Below are 17156 nucleotides of genomic sequence, written 5' to 3'. Positions count from 1 at the left end.
ATTATCATTTTCGATTGCGATAAACCTCCTGACTGAAAACTTCAAGAGAGGTACGAATTCCGTTAAAAACGGTCTAAGAGTGATGCAGATGCAGGTCTTAACTTTTGCGGCGGCACTGGGTGCCGGTGGATTGGGGTTGAGCAACTTTGTATCCCGTCTGATCGATGTTGCCAGGGAAACCAGCCGGGTTACCACTGCTTTGAAGAATGTATCCGGTAGCATGGTCCGGTTCGCTGATAACCAGCGTTTTTTGTTGGACATGGCGAAGAAATATGGTATTGAGATCAACGCGTTGACCGGGAATTACGCTAAGTTTACGGCTGCCGCTTCCATATCGGGCATGTCTATGATGGATCAGCGGAAAATATTTGAGTCTGTGTCCCGTGCAGTAACCGCATTTGGGATGAGTGCGGAAGATAGCAACGGCGTCTTTCTGGCATTATCTCAAATGATGTCCAAGGGAAAGGTTAGTTCAGAGGAGCTTCGTTTACAAATGGGAGAGCGCCTACCTATCGCTCTGCAAGCCATGGCAAAAGCCGCAGGGGTATCGGTAGGGGGGCTTGACAAGTTGTTAAAGCAGGGCAAATTAATGAGTAAAGATGTTCTTCCTAAGTTTGCTGAGGCTCTTGACAAGATGATTCCCAACGTAGATACGGATAATTTGGAAACTTCCGTGAACCGGCTTAAGAATGCATTCACTGAATTCGTGAATGGAACGGAAGTACAGAGCAAATATAAAGCCTTGATCGATTGGCTAACGAACGCGGTAAAGGTGGCGGCTGACAATATAAGATCGGTAATTACCTATACGGTTGCCGCCATCATGGTTATGGTAACAAGCCGGTTGGTGAATAAAATACTTCTGTCGATATCCCGGGCTGAGTTGGCTGCTAAATCCGCTGCACGCCGGGCGGCTAAAGATGCCGGCCAAAAATTCAATGAAATAGCGTGGAAAGCACAGAGAACTTCTGCCTCCATTAAAATGGCGTTCTCTAAGGCCGCCATGTCGATTAGGGCAACCCTGATATCCATGGCTCCTACGGCTATATTGACGGTCATTGGGGCTGTAGTCGCTAAATTGTATAATGCCTATCGGGAGTCAAAGCGTATAAAAGGGTTATTCGATGAATATCAGAAACGAATGAATGATGTTCCCTCAAAAACTCCTGAAATAATCAAGATTCGCGCTCTGCAAGAGGAATACAATAAGACCAATGTCACATTATCAGATAAGAAAAGAATTTTAGCCCAGATAAATGGGATTTTAGGGACTGAATTGATTGTTAATCAAGATGTTAACAAAGTTATTGAAAAGCGTATATCATTATTAGAAAGTGCAGCAAGAGCCGAACTGGCTGCTAAAGAGGTGGCTGATAGCGAAAATGAATTAGGAAAGATTGGTGGTAAATCATATAATGGCAAAACGATACGAAGTATGGCTCCGGACTGGGCGATGGCTCGCGGGGATTTAGTAAAAGAGGAAAGATTTAAAAAGAAATACGATGTGCATACCCAAGATGCTTTAGGCTGGGAAAACGGGCTTAAAGATGACTTGAATGCATTTATCGAACACGCCAAGATACTAAAAGACGCTAAAGGTCGATTAGGCAAGGAGATTGCTAATTCTGTGGCTACGGCTGATTCTACACCTCCTGAACCTGATTCTAAAAAGACGGAACTTCAAAAGGCCGAAGAGAAATACGCTAAATCCTTAAGGGAATTGGATGCCCGCCGGGAAGTCGAGAAGATGTCGGAGTCGGAATATTATAAAGCTGTCGATGAACTCGGGAGGAAGATGTTGATAGAGGCCAAAGCGTCAGGTGACAAAGAGATACTTAATAGCAAATATCTCAAAATGCTTCAGGATGTTATTGATCATCCTTTATATGATGAGGCGGCCGCAGAGATGGAGAAGGTGCAGAAGGAGTACAATGATAAGGTTAAAGAAAATAAAACCTTGCTTTCAAAAGGACTTATCTCTCAAAAGGCTTTCAATGAACATCTTGCGGGGCTATCGGTTGAGGCCGCTAAGTCTGCCGCAAGCATTAAAGGAATCGGTGAGAGGGCTGATGCTTTTATCAAGGACATGCTGGATCAGGCGATATCACATATCCCATCCGTGAAGATGAAATCACGCGATACCACTTTTGATTATAAAAAATCAAAAGTGGATATTGCCTCTGAGAATCTTGATAAAGCAAAGGAATACGCAAAAGAATTACAGGAACAGGCAAAGAAAGTAGGTAAGGAACTTTCGGATGAACTGTCAAATGCGATAGCCAATGTCCCTACTTTGGAGGAGGCTTTGAAATTAGCTAAAGTAAAAGAAGACGTGAAAAAATTCACTAAGGAGCTGGATGAATCGCTTTACTCAGGGATCAAGGATATCGCTACAAGCTCCGATCGTGTCGTATCGGCCTTTACGAGCCTTCGTGATGTGATGAATGATGTAGATGCAACGGGATGGGAGAAAATCATGGCCATTTGGAATGCAATGATAAATACGATTGATTCTTTTACGTCTATAGTTCGTACTATTGAGAATATATCAGTTTTGGCTAAAAAGTTGGCTGGCGCCAAGGAGGCACAGCAAGGACTTGAGAAAAGTACAGCAGGAACGGTTGCAGGAACAGTTGTTAAAATAGCCGCAGATGAGGTAGCGACAAAAATGGAATTAGAAAATAGTCAGAAGAAAAGTGCGGCGGCTGTTACAGAAATGGCATCGAAGAGTACAGCGGCTTATGCGGGAATACCTTTTGTCGGGGCGGCTCTGGCAGCGGGACAAATAGCGACAATGATGGCTATGATAGAAGCAGCGAGAATTAGCGCTCCCGGATTTAATTCAGGGGGGATCTATTTAGGGGGCACATCTTTTGGAGATAAAGGATTGGCGCGTCTGAATAAAGGGGAAATGATTTTGAATATGACCCAGCAATCTAATTTGTTTGATGCTATCAACTCTGGTAATTTGGGGAGTTCAAATAGGGTCCAAATAGAATTTGGGAAAGCCAAGGTGCTCGGACCGGATATTCTGCTCTCCATAAATAACACATTAAAAAAACAAGGAAAGAAACCATTATGAGCTACGGATTGATTTATACGATTCCTTTTGCAAGTCTCCGTAATAAATCTTGCATTATAGAAATAGAGAAAGAAGGGTATGTGGGGGCTCCTACTGAATTAGTGGGGGCTGGAAATCCATTTACTGTAGATATCGATGATGATGATTTCTTATACGTCCCGTCCAGGTTCAGTACGGCCAATATCCGGATAGTAGGTTCGGATTATTTGCAAAGTTTGTTTTCCACAGCTTATCAGCAATACCGTGTAACATTTAAGCGTGATGGCGTGGTAACGTGGTGTGGCTTTATCAAGCCGGAGTTGTACACACAAGATTATAGCAGTACTATATTCGAATTGGAACTTGAATGTGTCAGCGCCATGTCCGCTTTGGAGTATATCGATTATAAACCCAAAAACGGGACAGAAAGAGGGTTTGTAACTTTATGGGAATTATTAACCCGTTGTGTCTCTGAATCTCGAGGCTGTTATTCAAACGTATATATTCCACATGTTTACGCAAAGGATAAATCGAATTATACGGCTTGGACAAATGTTCTGAAGGACATGATGATAAGTGAACAGAATTTCTTTGATGAAGATGACAAGCCAATGAAACTAAAAGAGGTGCTTGAAGAGATATGCAAATTCCTCAATTGGACTTGTGTGGATTGGAGGGGTGATCTTTACTTCGTAGATGTGGATCATGCAGGCGATTACTATAAGTATGCGTTGGACTTTTCCGCATATGCAACCGTGAGGGGATTTACTATCAACGTCCAAAAAGTTGGCTTTAGCGGCGATAATCATACGCTCGATATTTTGGGCGGTTATAATAAAGTAACAGTAAAAGACAGTAATTATCCGGTTGGGAATTTACTTCCGGAAGAGAGTTACGAAGATGCAAAAGTTCTTTCGTCACGTTTAAATACGAATAAAGATAGAAAATGTTACCGTCAGTTTCTTTATCCGAAAAACTGGAACATGTATCTGTATGATGGCGATACGGTTATCACCAATGACGATTTAGAGTTACGTGCTTATGATGCGCATAAACTTATAGGAGGAATACAGGAAAGGTACTGCAATTATAAAATAGTGGACGGTAAGCCGGATATTTCAGACTATTCGTTTACAAATGTTATACAAGCCAGGTGTTTGGGTGCTGTCGGTGACTTATCAATGATAGGCGGGCTGGAACTCTTAACAAAGATAATGGATTTTAAAGGTGCGTCCTCAGTGTACGAATCAGGGGCCTTTGCTGTATCTGGAAGCTATAAGACGATAGCGGATATGGATTTGATTCCTTGGGACAATAGCCGGGGCACGTACATGCCGTTGGCTGCTTGCCAATTACGGATCGGTAATAAATATTATGGCAGTACTAACGGATTGGCCCCATTCGCATGGTCTGCAAATCCCAATTATTTTTTTAGACTTCCCGCCTCCGAAGAGAATAACAAAGCCCGATTAGATTATGTATCCATTGAGAACCAAAAAACAATATATATGCCATATAAAGGTGTTTCAGGCGTAATAATCCCTATTGATACCCTATTATATGGCGAGCTTGAATTTACTCTTTACGCATCTAAAATACATAATGCTATTTTTATAAATGGATTCTTGTTAAAAGACTTTTCCTTTAAATATGGAAAGAGCACCGAGGCCGAAAAGACTACCGACAATACAGACCGTTATTATGAAAATGTCGTTAACGAAGACTACATTAACGAATTAGACGAAATCGAGTTTAAAATATCCAGTTACAACAATGATGGGGCATGCTATTCGAAAGTGATGATAGGAGAGGACTATCTTCGTGATAATTTGTATTCGGTACTGGTTGACAGGGCTATTCGTCCGGAGGAGCATTTAATCCAGCGTATAATCAATCGATATAGCACTACTCGTATCAAGCTAACACAAGAAATAGAAGAAACGATTGGTTTAACTCCTATTTCCAGACTGTCGGACAAATCTCTGGTTAATAAGATATTCATTAATGCCGGAGGAAGTATCGATTATAAGATGGAGCAGTTCCGGTGTATTATGATAGAGACATGAAAGACGTAAAGATTAAAACTACATCCATTCCTGCGAAACCCCGGTCAAAGAACTATCCGGCTGGGGCTGTTATCACCCGGACGGCTGGCGGCATTACTGTTAACGGCGGAGGCGGTGGAGGTGCTTCGGTTGACATTGTAAAGGCTACCGACACAAAGTCGTTTACCGATAGCAACGTACTGTCATCGCTCCGGACGCTGTTAGAGATCCGTTCGCGTATCATTGCCGAATCGGATACAACCACGGAATTAACCGATGATAATACGCTTTCTTCAAAGCGCACTTTGAAGGAGATAGATGCAGCGATTAAAGAGGCTTTGAAGAAGATAGATGATCTTTATTTAAGCAAGGTAAAAGCGGATATAGCTAAAGAGCCTATCACTTTCCTGAAAGGGCTGTTTGTTGGTGATGGGCTTACATTTATCAACGAAAGTGGCGACACGGAATTGCAATCTTTAGTTGCCCGGATGAAAGTTAAAGCCGCTACATTGGAAGTAACCGGTTCGGCCAATGTTGGCACACTCCATTCGGAAGGGAATATTTCAACAGGCGCGGATATTTGGGCTAAAGGTGACACGCATACTTTAAATTTACTCGTTCAGGCACTTGCAAAAACATACGATCTGAATGTTGAGCACGTCGCAACCCTGTTTCAAACCATAGTCAAGGACTATATCAGTTCAGAAAGATTCATCCCCGGACTGATGGGTGAAGGGATGAAGCTATACAAGGCTATCAATGGGGATTGGAACCTTGAAATAGATAATGCCGTAGTCCGTAAGGCCATGACCATTTTTGAACTTATCATTTCGAAAGTTCGTGCGGTTAACGGCGGTCTGGTGATTTCATCTGCTAACGGGCGTGTTAAGTCCGTTTCGGAAACGTCCGGCGATCCGGCTTACTATGTTTTAGGTATAGAGGGCGACATGATGTTTGTCGCTGATGACTTGGTACGTTGTCAGGTCTACACATCCGGACACGTTAAATACTACTGGGTTCCGGTTGCCTCGGTTAATGATGATTCGATTCTTATACTTAAATCCGTATTTCCCAATGGTACAACTCCGGCCGTTGGTGATGATCTGGTTCAGATGGGTAACCTCACGAATCCGAACAGACAGGGCATTTTGTATCTCACAGCTTCGGAAGATGGCAAGCCGCGCATTTCTGTACTGGACGGGGTAAACTCCACGTCTTTGGCCGGAAAGAACAAAGTGATTTTGGGTTGTCTCGATGGCATGACGGATACAGACTTTCCGGCTGACTTCCAACCCTCCGGATACGGCCTGTATGCGATGAACTGTTTCCTGAAAGGTATTTTCATTCTGAGAAATGGAAAGAGCATTGAACAGGAGTTTAGTAATATTGCTACCGAGTTAGCGGCTATACCGGGAAAGATCGAGCTTGCCATACGCAGTATGAAAGTAGCGGACGTTAATCTGCTTTACGACTCTAACCACAAACTAAATGCTAACCCCTATCAAATGGGATCGTATAAGTATGACGTTCATTTAGAAGCAGGCAAAACCTATACCCTTACAGTGTGCTATAAGTGTGCGGACTCTGATGTTATCAGGGCGTATAACAATCCTTCGTACGGCTGGATAGGCACTTTGCCGAAAAGCGCAGAAGAAACGGTACTTTCGCAGCCTATAACGCCTATTAATCCGGATGGGGCATATTTCTACTTCTATAAGTTTCCCCAACAGGAATCAACGGAGACATACATTAAATGGGCTGTAATCACCGAGGGTAGTGTGGGTGTAGCTAATTGGATACCGTCTGCAACTGAAAGAAAATTGAATATCGGAGGCGAAAACCTGATGTTACAATCCCAACAGGCATTGGATGGATCAGGCGCACAATATGCGTTTCAGTTATCGAAAGCGTGGACGGATTTAAAAGGCAAAACCTTAACAATCTCGTTCGACTATGCGTATAGCAATCTAAAGATGGGATCATCACAAAGGTTCGGGCTTGAAAAAGCTATTTATAAATCGGGCACATCCCAATATTACTATATCGGTGCATTTAAGTATGTAGATTCTACCAGCCCCACGGCTGACAAAGGTAGGTACGTTCACACTATCAAAGTCCCCGAAGATATAGAGGACTCTTTGGATACTGATATTATTGCATATATACAGTTAGGCGCTGGATCAGTTTGCCGGATCAATAACTTTCAAATAGAAATAGGAGACACGGCGACCGGATGGAAGCCTGCCCCTAAAGATTCTTTCACTGAGTCAAAAAAGTACACCGACACACAAATACTTGCCGTTGACGGGAAAATTGAACTATCCGTTAAAACTAAGGTAGAAAATTTGGGTATAGGTGCTAACAACCTGTATAGTTACACAAGTTCACTGCTTAATACTTTATATCCATCTCCTACTATTGAAAGGCAAATGTCTCTGCATGGTTTCTATTTGGTTGGTTCACAAGGTAATGGAGGAGCTATGCGGATACCTAATATTATCCCGCCTATCCCCGGTAAGTATACCGTTTCCGGATGGATTAAAGGTAGTCAAAATACCCCAGTTGGTTTTACTATTGATGTGTGTGATTCTGAAAACGTAATTGTTAAATCAACAGCAGATAACCAATGGAGTTATTTCAAGCATACATTTAACGTAACGAAAAATACAGAGGAACAAAAGGATGTATATAATTTTGTTGATATAGAAAGAATTGATTGGGCTTATATATGGGTAAAAGACTTTAAAGTAGAAGCGGGTGAAATTGCAACCGCATGGAGTCCCAATTTTCAGGATGCAGTTTACAAAGGTGCTGAATATACTAATAGTCAAATTAGTGTAGTCGAAGGTAAGATAACATCCACCGTTGAAAAGATAAATACCGTTGATGGACGTGTTACCGGACTTGCTTCACGCGTCGAACAGACCGAAAAAAGTATCACGTCTGTTGTTGGTGATATTGGTGTTATTAATAGTACCACCAATAGGCATATATCAAAGCGAATAGATTTAAGAGGATGGGACAATAATAAGTTTTTCCCGTTGGTTATAAGTATTCCGGTTTACCACAAAACAAGGGTTGAAATAAGTAGGCCTCTTGATGCGGGATACGGAAAACCTTCATACGGTACTCACGATGGCGGTTTTTCTATGAACTTAACGTTTGAGATGTCCGGTTCGGGTTGGGGTTCGTTGCCAGCAGTAACCAATATCTTTGACTATACTAAAGCATGGACTTCTGCGGGTGCAAAGATAGTTGTTGATTTGGGACAAATAACTGAAACGTCTACGTGTAGAATGGGTATTAGGGGCGGTTCTATGTATGACGTAACCGTAGATGATACTATTGACCCAAACGTAATCAACGTTTATCAAACCGATTATCACGGTTCGTATAATACATCGTTCCCCGTTCGCACCGATGGAACTGAACCCGTCCGCACATACGGATACTATACCGAAATAAAGCAGACGCAGGAAAGCATAGCTTTAACTGCGAACAAAGTGGACGATCAAGGTAGGCGATTAAGTGCGGCTGAGTTAACTCTAAGTTCAGACCACGCAAAATTAAGCGTAGTAGAACAAGCGGCAAATTCCGCCAATTCCTTAGCAGGCACAGCCAATAACAAAGCCGAAGCCGCAGACGGTCGTGTCACCGCCACCCAAAACGGCTTAGTCGAAACCGGAATCAACATCACGTCCCGAAAAATCATTCTGAAAGCCGATAACCTGCTATTCCAAAATAACACAGGTCAACAGACAGCCGCCATCAACGCAAACGGCAAACTGTCTGCCAATGTGATTGAAGCTGCGGAAGTGGTGGCACAGGCATTTTCAGCACAGAGGATCACAACCGGAAACCTTACGGTAACTGATGGTGCAAAGATCGGTGCCTGGAATATATCGGGAGGCTCTCTTGTTTCGGCAAGCAATTCGCAGGCTAAGATCCTGTTAAACATGTCCGGTAATAAATTCCTTCGTATTAACGAAGAGGGGGACAGCCCTACAACTTCACGCACTGCATTGATGTCCATACGAAACGACAATTACAGTGGTCTAAGTATTGAATCATACGGAAGTTCCGGTTTTGCTCTAAGATGTTTGGCTAACGCAGGCACTGCAAATTCGATAGAATCGTATGGAAGTCATATTTTCGCCCAAAGGGGCGGTGAAAAGTGGAACGCTCCCGGAATGCTGTGTACCGGATATGTATATCAAGCGGGTACAGTCACTAATGAATGGGGCAACGGGTGCACCTTAACCAGTGCACAGAAAATAGCTACTGGAAAATACAGGATATACCACAGTTTGAAGCATCTGCAGTACGCTGTTTTAGTACAAGGCTTAGGGGGGTATGGCTGGGTATTCGGTCAGGTAGAGACACAAAACAACTCTTATTTTGAGGTTTTAATGCTTGACGCAAACAAGGGTCCCCGTGATTGTCCATTCCGTGTGTTCGTTGTAGGTCGCAATGTTTGGTAAATGCCCATTGTGAGCGCAGATTACAATAATAAATTCAAAAGAAATAGAATATGAAAATCAATTTTAGAAGAATTAAAGTAAAAACAGCTATTGATGGAGAAATTAAAGAGTTCGACGTAGCTAAAACAGTAGGAAACGCTATTTACTGTAATACACCCGATTTGGGTGAATTGGAGTTTGCCCAACGGATATATAAAGAAGGTGAAGTTGAAGTTGACGAACAAGGTGCAAATATCATTCGAAATTACGTTGATCCGGCTCCGATCCTCGCAGTGGTGAAAACCGCTATTTATAATGAATTAGACAAAGTAATTATGAACTCTCAAAATCAATAAATTATGTTTCAAGAAGAATCAAGAACAGTTCAAGTAAACGGTAAAGCCGTTTCAGGAGATTATCAGTACAATGTAAACTACAGTGTCAATAACGATAATCTCAGTCGTCTTCATTGTGAAATCATTAAAACGGTCACGGAAGAGATTGACACCCCTACAGGTAAGCAACCCGTAACCTCCGGGCGGTATATCGGGTATTTGCTGTTAGAATCAGGCAGTAAACAAATGTCCCTTCCGGAGTCGGAGAATGTTGCAGCGCACTTTGAAGTATTCGATCAGATCACCAAAGAGGTAAAAGCCACTTTAGAGCCCAAACCGGCATCTAAATCCAAGTAACAAGAATCCGCCCTGTCTTCACAGATGGGGCGGAAAGATGCGGTATAAAGGAAATGAATAATAACCGTAGTTTATTCATACCGCATTTGATAATACTTATTTAAGATGTTCTCTCAATAACACGTAAATTCGTATAATTGTTGTACATTCTAATAAAAAAATTATATAGAGTAAAATAGTTCTTATCAACATAGGTTGCATCATAGCTATGATGGTTTGCTACTTTTAGGGAATTAGTTTCTTTAAAAAAATAATAAATATACTATTTAAATTTATATATCCAAGAATATGAAAAATTTGAAGATGATTGCATTGATTGCCTTGCCTCTTTCTCCTTTGCTGGAACTCTTTGAGCGCTATGTCTTTGGTGACTGGGAGTTTGTCAAATGGTTGATTGTCCTTGTATGTGTTGATACGGTGCTCGGCTTTGTCAAGCACTGGTTATCCAAAGACATCAGTAGTAAGGCATATGGTATGATTGGGCGTAAGCTTATCATTTACAGTTGTGTATTGATCCTGTCACATGTGATGGGTAATTTCTCGATCGCCGGTCAGGTGGTCGATAGTTTCGTCTGGTTCCGGTATTTCGCTTGTACGGCATTAATGATACGTGAGGCCTTAAGTATTATTGAGAACGTAGAAGAGATTTGCCCGGGCTTTTTCCCGAAGGCTATCATAAATAAGCTGAAGGGGTTCGATAATGTTTCGGGAAAGAAAGAGTAGTTTAGATAAAATCTCCCGTCGCTACGCTTAGCGACGGGGAATTACACAAACAAAACAAACAAATGTATAACTTTATCTTCCCAGACCAAGTTTACAAAATATAAAATATTGGAATACAAAGGTTGATTTTTATTTTTAATAAAAGTGTTAATAAAACCGCTAAAAGAATAATATATGCAATATTTTTACTCCAAGAATTAAGTCATAGCGATGTGGTTACAGTGCTTGGAACAAGTAATGTTCTGATAGTTAAAGTAATTCATTGTTTAGCGAGGTTGTTTTAGAATATTTTGACCAATTTGGGATAAATATCATCTCTTGAGACACTGTTGCAACATTCGGTGGCTATCATTACGGAATGGCTGATGTTACATTAGCGATGAAGAAAAAAGCAGGAGTTGTTATTGGACTATTTTTTAATTGAGTCGGTTTTTGACTTATTAATAATGGATGCACATAGCATTTATCTTAAATGCATTTATTATTTTGAAAGATATAGTTTTTCATCTGTATGCAATAAGATACGGCGTACTATCTTCACAGACCGCATAACCGTGTTTTTAAAGTTTAAGCATGTTATATAGCATATTTATTCCTATAAAAGTTCATTGTGTATCTATTAAAAATGCTTATAAACCTGTGGGATAATAATATTTTTTATCATGGAGATATTTTCATGGAGGGAATAAATAAGGATAATTATTGAGCTTGTGTAATGAATTTGTATTTAAAAATGTGAAAACAAGAAATAACGCTTCTACCTTCACAGGCAAAAGCGTTACAAACGGCTATTAAGGCAACAAAGTTATTGATTTATGTTATGTTTTATCTCCTTAACAACTTAACTCTTGAAAAGTTTTATAAACTAATAAAAAAATAAACAATATGAAAACAATTGATTCAATCATTATTCACTGTTCGGCCACGCGCTTCGGACAGGATTTGCGTGCAAAAGACATTGACCGGATGCATAAACAGAGAGGCTTTAATCAGATCGGGTATAATTACGTAATAGATATTGATGGGACTGTGGAGAACGGTAGGCCCTTGTCTGTGGACGGGGCACATTGCAATACGAAAGGGGACAGTGGGCGGTCGTATAACAAACATTCGATTGGTATCTGCTATATCGGCGGCCTGGATGTCAATGGGAAAGCTGCTGATACCCGGACAGAAGCGCAACGAATAGCTTTGCGCGATTTGGTAGAGAAGCTCTGTAGAGACTACCCTATTATCGAGGTACTTGGACACCGGGATACATCACCTGACTTAAATGATAATGGGGAGGTAGAACCGTTTGAATATATCAAGGCTTGTCCATGTTTCGATGTACGGAAGGAGTTCTCTAATTTTATGAAACCTGTAATCATACGGCCATGAAATCTTTGCCTTACATTATCATAATCATTCTTGTCCTGTTTATCGTATTCCGCCCGACAAGGGTGGAACGCGTACCGGGTGAAGTGGTCAGAGATACGATCATTACAAATCGTATTGATACGGTCTGGGGTACAGTACCCATTCCGGTTTATGAAAGCGTTGTAGATTCGTTCCCGTTCGTTGTTCCTGTTCCTGTGCCGGGTGATACGGTTCGGGACACGGTGTATTTGCCTATTACACAGAAAATCTACAAAGACAGCCTTTATACGGCTTATGTGTCAGGATACCGAGCCAAGCTGGATAGTATAGAGGTGTACAGCAAAACGCGCACGATGTTCATCAGAGAGCGGGCAAAGCGGAAACGGTTCGGGCTGGGTGTGCAGGCCGGATACGGTTTTTCTGGGAATAAGGCAACCCCTTATGTTGGGATTGGGGTGAGTTATAATTTGTGGGAATGGTAATCCTTATTAATCAAGGAATATTATCGTGGCTCAGAAGTAAGTTGTTAAAATATGGTGTTTTTCATTAATAGAATAGGGGGTTTCCTTTATAATACTGTCTTTATATTAAAATAATAAAACCTATTAAAACAGTTATGAGAAAATTATTTTATGCAACAGTAGCATTTGTTGCGTTTTTGATTGGATTATTTTTATTTATGTTTGCTTCATTTACTTCTTGCACCAGTAACAATGAATTAACACCGCCAGAAATGTATGTGGATGTTAATGAAATAACTTTAAGTACCTTGTGGGTAGATGTGGATTGGCCACCGAGTGTTCATAAGATTAATGTGTACGGTACAAGGGCGGTTTCTTTTAAATCTGAAAATGAGAAAATCGCAAGGGTGTCTCCCGACGGGAAGGTTGTTGGAATGCGTGCTGGTTCTACAAATATTGTTGTTCAAGGAGACCTGAAAAGTATAAAGGTAAAAGTTAATGTTATCCCTCGCCCTTCCAATTTTTTAGAGCCATTATACAACTTTACATTAACTAAAAAAGAACTTATTCAACAAAAAGGAGATGGATATGATATGCAAGTAGATCCAGATATCTTTTATTATAGGTGGGGAGGAGTATCGCCAGTGGGAGAATATTATTTCTTTGATAAACAGACTGGTTCACTTTTTACTTCATATTTAATTGTGAATAAAAGTAAAGTAACAGAGCAGGATTTATATATTTTCTTCGAAGAACGATATTTAGCATTAGGCAAAGGGGGATGGAAAAGTTTGGATGGTCGTTTGATAGTCCAAATATCAGAATATGATGATCAACATTATAAAATAAAGTATTCGGCAAAAAAAGAAGAATGATATATATATTGTTTTAGAGAATGATGGTAGCGGTTTAAGCAGAAGTATTATTATAGTTTATATCAGATTAGATTAATGACCGAATAAATGAATAAGATAACTGAATAAGCCTCCTTCAATACCACAGTTGCTTGTGTATGGTGGGCTATCTGTTTTCTAATAATAGCAGTTACTGGTTTAGAAAGAAATACCATCTTCGCACTGTGTAGAAATATCTTATCATTAAGTTGCTGGCCTCGATTCTTAGGAGTCGGGGCTTTTTCATTCAAAAGAAATCTTTCTGCATCTGGAAGATTAGTTCCACTATTTAAAATATACAATTGCTTTTTATTCCCTTATTTTACATTTTTGCAATGTATCCTTTATACAAATGAGTTCAGATAAATTAAGGGTGGACCCTATTTGTTGCAAGTAAAGTGAAGCTAGTTCGTATCAAGCATGCAGATTAGGTACAGAATAGCTGGGGATGAGTTGAGCCTTATGTTAGTTTTGAAGTGAATTGTAATTTGTGGGAGCGGTAAACTTAAATTCGAAGTCAGAGGTTGAGTACACTGAGATAAAAAAGGTGCAGAAACGATGCATTTTTTAGTAATATCTATATCTAAATATACATGTTTGACAGCATTATTTAGCTAATTATTTAGCTAAATAATGCTCACTTTTGAGAAATTACGCTACTTTTGCAGCATAATTACGCTGTTTTTGTGCTAATACTACATAATACATCAAACTATTTGTGTTCTTAATTTGTATTATTCAGACAAGAGTAGTATTATTTGTATGAAGAAATAAATAAGACCTATGAATAAAATATATGCGTTTGATTATATGCTATTCTTATTTGAAGAATGGTATAACGAAGAGAATAAAGAACAGAATAGAGGATTCGAGAACTGTTCTAAGTTGTCTATGCTTAAGCTTTTATTTTTGGCTGCAGCTCCTAAAGGAGAAGGTACTGGAGATCTCTTGAATATATTTAATAAATTTTTCGCATTACCTTATGGTCCTGTCGAAAGTGATATCTATAATGCCATTCAAGGTAACAACTTACCATCTTACACAATAACAGAAAGATCAATAACTAAAAAAGTAATAGATACATTGCCATATAGGATAGAGGATTATGTTAAAGTAGAGGAGGCTGTAAATGCTTTAAAGGTGAAAAATAAACATCTTATACTATTGAATGCCTTTGATTTGGTGGATATTACACATAAATGGGAAAGCTGGAAGCAGTCTATAGATTTTGCTAAGTTAATGGAGATGTCAAGTTATAAAATGACCGTAGAATCGATTAGGAACGATAGAAATAAATACTTTGAATAAATTAAAATAGGATGAGTTCTATATTAGAGCAATGTTATGATCAATTCATAGAAGAGTTTCCTGAATCTTGGCTTCCAAACGGTAATGAGGAGGAAGTTGTCTTTTTTTCCAAAAATATTCAGATTGAAAGCTTTTTTGAGACATGCTTTATACTATTAAGTAAGTCGATCATTAGTGGGGAGTATATTAATGTTCCTAATTTTCTTGATGTGTTGAACAACTTCCTTGAAAAGACAACAGTAGAATATGCTCCCCCTTCACTTTCTGGGGCAGTTAATGAAAAAGTAGACAAGCTTCTATCAAGATATCGGGATTTAAATTATTCTATTTATAATGCATTAAAACACTATAATTATTTCGTAACAATCTCAAAAAACAAATTTGATACAGAAGAGGATAGGTATGAGTACGGTTTTTATAAGTTGAAAAACATAAAATCAACAGATATAATTTTAAAATTATTTTCTGAGATAACAATGCCTCTGTGCTTATTTGATTATCGGTTCCCTACTAGTGAGGATGAATTCCAAAAACTACTTTTTAGTAGAGACAGACTAATGGAATACATAAGTGAAGGTAGTTCAGAAAGAAGAGCTATTTTATCTGTATTGCTTCATAAATGTCATTTTATTATACGTAAAATTAAAGAAACTCCTTTATATATTAATTCAGAATCCAATATTGTATGCCTAAATCCTAAAGAATTAGATATTGGTTACTATGATGAGTTTGTTATAGAAGAATGTAGTAGTGAATCAAAAGTAAGTGAGCTTTTAGATAATATTAATAGTGCTAATCCTAAATTGAAATCTTTTGTCTTGTTAATGAAATATTACAAACAGAATTTTATAGACAAGTCTGACATAAAGAAGATGGATTTAGTTTTAAAGCAGTTTTCAAATATTTATCAAATAAGACGAAATACACAAGCATTCATTAGCCCTAGTAATTCAATAGAAAAATATGATAGGTTTTCTTTGAATTCGATATTTAATTTCTTGTATAACTGTCGTTTTTCATTTTATGTTCAAAAATGTGAACCTAACTTAAAGCAAATAAAAGAAGAATTACGTCATATAGAAAATATACAAGCAAGGACTGGTGTGAAAAATTTTCACCCCTATGAGAAGGCTATAGAAGCTATAATTCGATGTATTGAGCTTCATATTGGGAAAGAAGATTTTGATGAAAGATTAATAGAGGATAAGTTGGAGGAATTGAGCCGTGTAATTGATTTATATAAAGAGGCTTATGAATGGAGTCGGGCACATCAATTTTTTCCTTTTCAATTACCATTTGAAGAATCTATGTATAGTGCTGGAAATGAGTCTATCAACTTGTTTGTACCTTCCGCTTATGCTAGATATATTGACTATAATACGCTGAAAGAGCGATTAGAGCAATTTAATAGGACTAAAGAGTATTTGAGATTTCGTTGTGATTTATCAATGGAAAGGAAGGAGATAACTCAGATAAAAAATGATATTAAAACTTCAGATAAAAAAGCTTATGATTTAATAGCGATATTTACAGCTGCTATCACTTTTCTTTTTGGTATTGTGAATATCTTTATAAATAATACTACTTTGGATTTATACCAATTAACAGCTAATACGATTGGCTTTGGAATATTATTGTTACTTTTTGCATCTTTATATTTGTTTATTTCACCATTATTAATTCAGAGGATAAATTGGCGTCAATATTTAAAAACAGGTCGTTTTATTGCCGGTATAGTATTTATAGCTATATATGTTATATTGGTTTTTACTTTAGCAGAAACTAGTCGGTCCGTAATAGATAAGATAGGACAGACTGAATCTATAGTAAAAGATTCATTGCATAATAAACAGAAGTTGGAAATGCAACAAATTAAGGTAGCACAATAGCTACCTTTTCTTATGTCCTCAAAACATGTAACTAATAAATACATCTTTTTAATATTTATTCTATCTTTACCTATTAACTTTTTAATTTATATGTCATTGAGGAATATGATAATAGGCAAGAGAGTCAATTGTGAAAGACTTTTGATAGAAAAAAGAGAAACCACATTGTTTTGTAGACCATAGAATACAAGCTGTTTCTCAAGCCCAATTAATTGATTCTACAAAAAGAAAAGAAGAAAAAGAAGTGCCTGAATTTAGTACGTTT

Annotated in this window: 11 protein-coding genes; all 11 read left to right on the top strand. The window is 38.7% G+C overall.

Annotated elements, in window-relative coordinates; genetic code table 11:
- The first annotated feature begins 88 nt into the window (after nucleotides 1–88).
- The 11 genes from BSHG_RS18240 (at nucleotide 89) to BSHG_RS18290 (ending at nucleotide 16891) form a co-directional block, all read left to right on the top strand.
- Nucleotides 89–3082 (top strand): tape measure protein, encoded by a 2994-nt coding sequence (locus BSHG_RS18240; protein WP_226777236.1) that lies wholly within the window; start codon nucleotides 89–91, stop codon nucleotides 3080–3082.
- Nucleotides 3079–5127: a hypothetical protein gene (locus BSHG_RS18245; RefSeq protein WP_008657541.1), complete on the top strand. Its 2049-nt coding sequence runs from the start codon at nucleotides 3079–3081 to the stop codon at nucleotides 5125–5127. The genes BSHG_RS18240 and BSHG_RS18245 overlap by 4 nt, the downstream gene beginning before the upstream one ends.
- Nucleotides 5124–9587 carry a hypothetical protein gene (locus BSHG_RS18250; RefSeq protein ID WP_008657539.1) on the top strand — a complete coding sequence of 1488 codons (4464 nt, stop codon included), beginning with the start codon at nucleotides 5124–5126 and terminating at the stop codon, nucleotides 9585–9587. Before BSHG_RS18245 ends, BSHG_RS18250 begins: the two co-directional genes overlap by 4 nt.
- A gap of 50 nt (nucleotides 9588–9637) precedes the next feature.
- Entirely contained in the window at nucleotides 9638–9922 is a 285-nt protein-coding gene (locus BSHG_RS18255; RefSeq protein ID WP_005821743.1) for a hypothetical protein, read from the top strand.
- Nucleotides 9923–9925: 3 nt separating this feature from the next.
- Nucleotides 9926–10258 carry a hypothetical protein gene (locus BSHG_RS18260; RefSeq protein ID WP_005821742.1) on the top strand — a complete coding sequence of 111 codons (333 nt, stop codon included), beginning with the start codon at nucleotides 9926–9928 and terminating at the stop codon, nucleotides 10256–10258.
- Nucleotides 10259–10546: 288 nt separating this feature from the next.
- Nucleotides 10547–10981, top strand: a complete 435-nt coding sequence (locus tag BSHG_RS18265) for a bacteriophage holin (protein ID WP_032497314.1) — start codon at nucleotides 10547–10549, stop codon at nucleotides 10979–10981.
- A gap of 885 nt (nucleotides 10982–11866) precedes the next feature.
- Nucleotides 11867–12361 carry an N-acetylmuramoyl-L-alanine amidase gene (locus BSHG_RS18270; protein WP_005821740.1) on the top strand — a complete coding sequence of 165 codons (495 nt, stop codon included), beginning with the start codon at nucleotides 11867–11869 and terminating at the stop codon, nucleotides 12359–12361.
- Complete coding sequence (locus BSHG_RS18275; protein ID WP_008657534.1) at nucleotides 12358–12822, top strand: DUF6808 domain-containing protein; 465 nt, start codon at nucleotides 12358–12360, stop codon at nucleotides 12820–12822. Before BSHG_RS18270 ends, BSHG_RS18275 begins: the two co-directional genes overlap by 4 nt.
- A 134-nt stretch (nucleotides 12823–12956) precedes the next feature.
- Nucleotides 12957–13676: a hypothetical protein gene (locus BSHG_RS18280; RefSeq protein ID WP_005789339.1), complete on the top strand. Its 720-nt coding sequence runs from the start codon at nucleotides 12957–12959 to the stop codon at nucleotides 13674–13676.
- 801 nt (nucleotides 13677–14477) lie between these two features.
- Entirely contained in the window at nucleotides 14478–15002 is a 525-nt protein-coding gene (locus tag BSHG_RS18285; protein ID WP_008657532.1) for a type II toxin-antitoxin system antitoxin SocA domain-containing protein, read from the top strand.
- Between the two features lie 11 nt (nucleotides 15003–15013).
- Nucleotides 15014–16891: a hypothetical protein gene (locus BSHG_RS18290; protein ID WP_008657531.1), complete on the top strand. Its 1878-nt coding sequence runs from the start codon at nucleotides 15014–15016 to the stop codon at nucleotides 16889–16891.
- Nucleotides 16892–17156: the final 265 nt, after the last annotated feature.

Source organism: Bacteroides sp. 3_2_5 (assembly GCF_000159855.2).
GTDB classification, from domain to species: domain Bacteria; phylum Bacteroidota; class Bacteroidia; order Bacteroidales; family Bacteroidaceae; genus Bacteroides; species Bacteroides fragilis.
The sequence above is the reverse complement of the archived record's forward strand: the minus strand, read 5'-3'. Positions and strand labels throughout refer to the sequence as shown.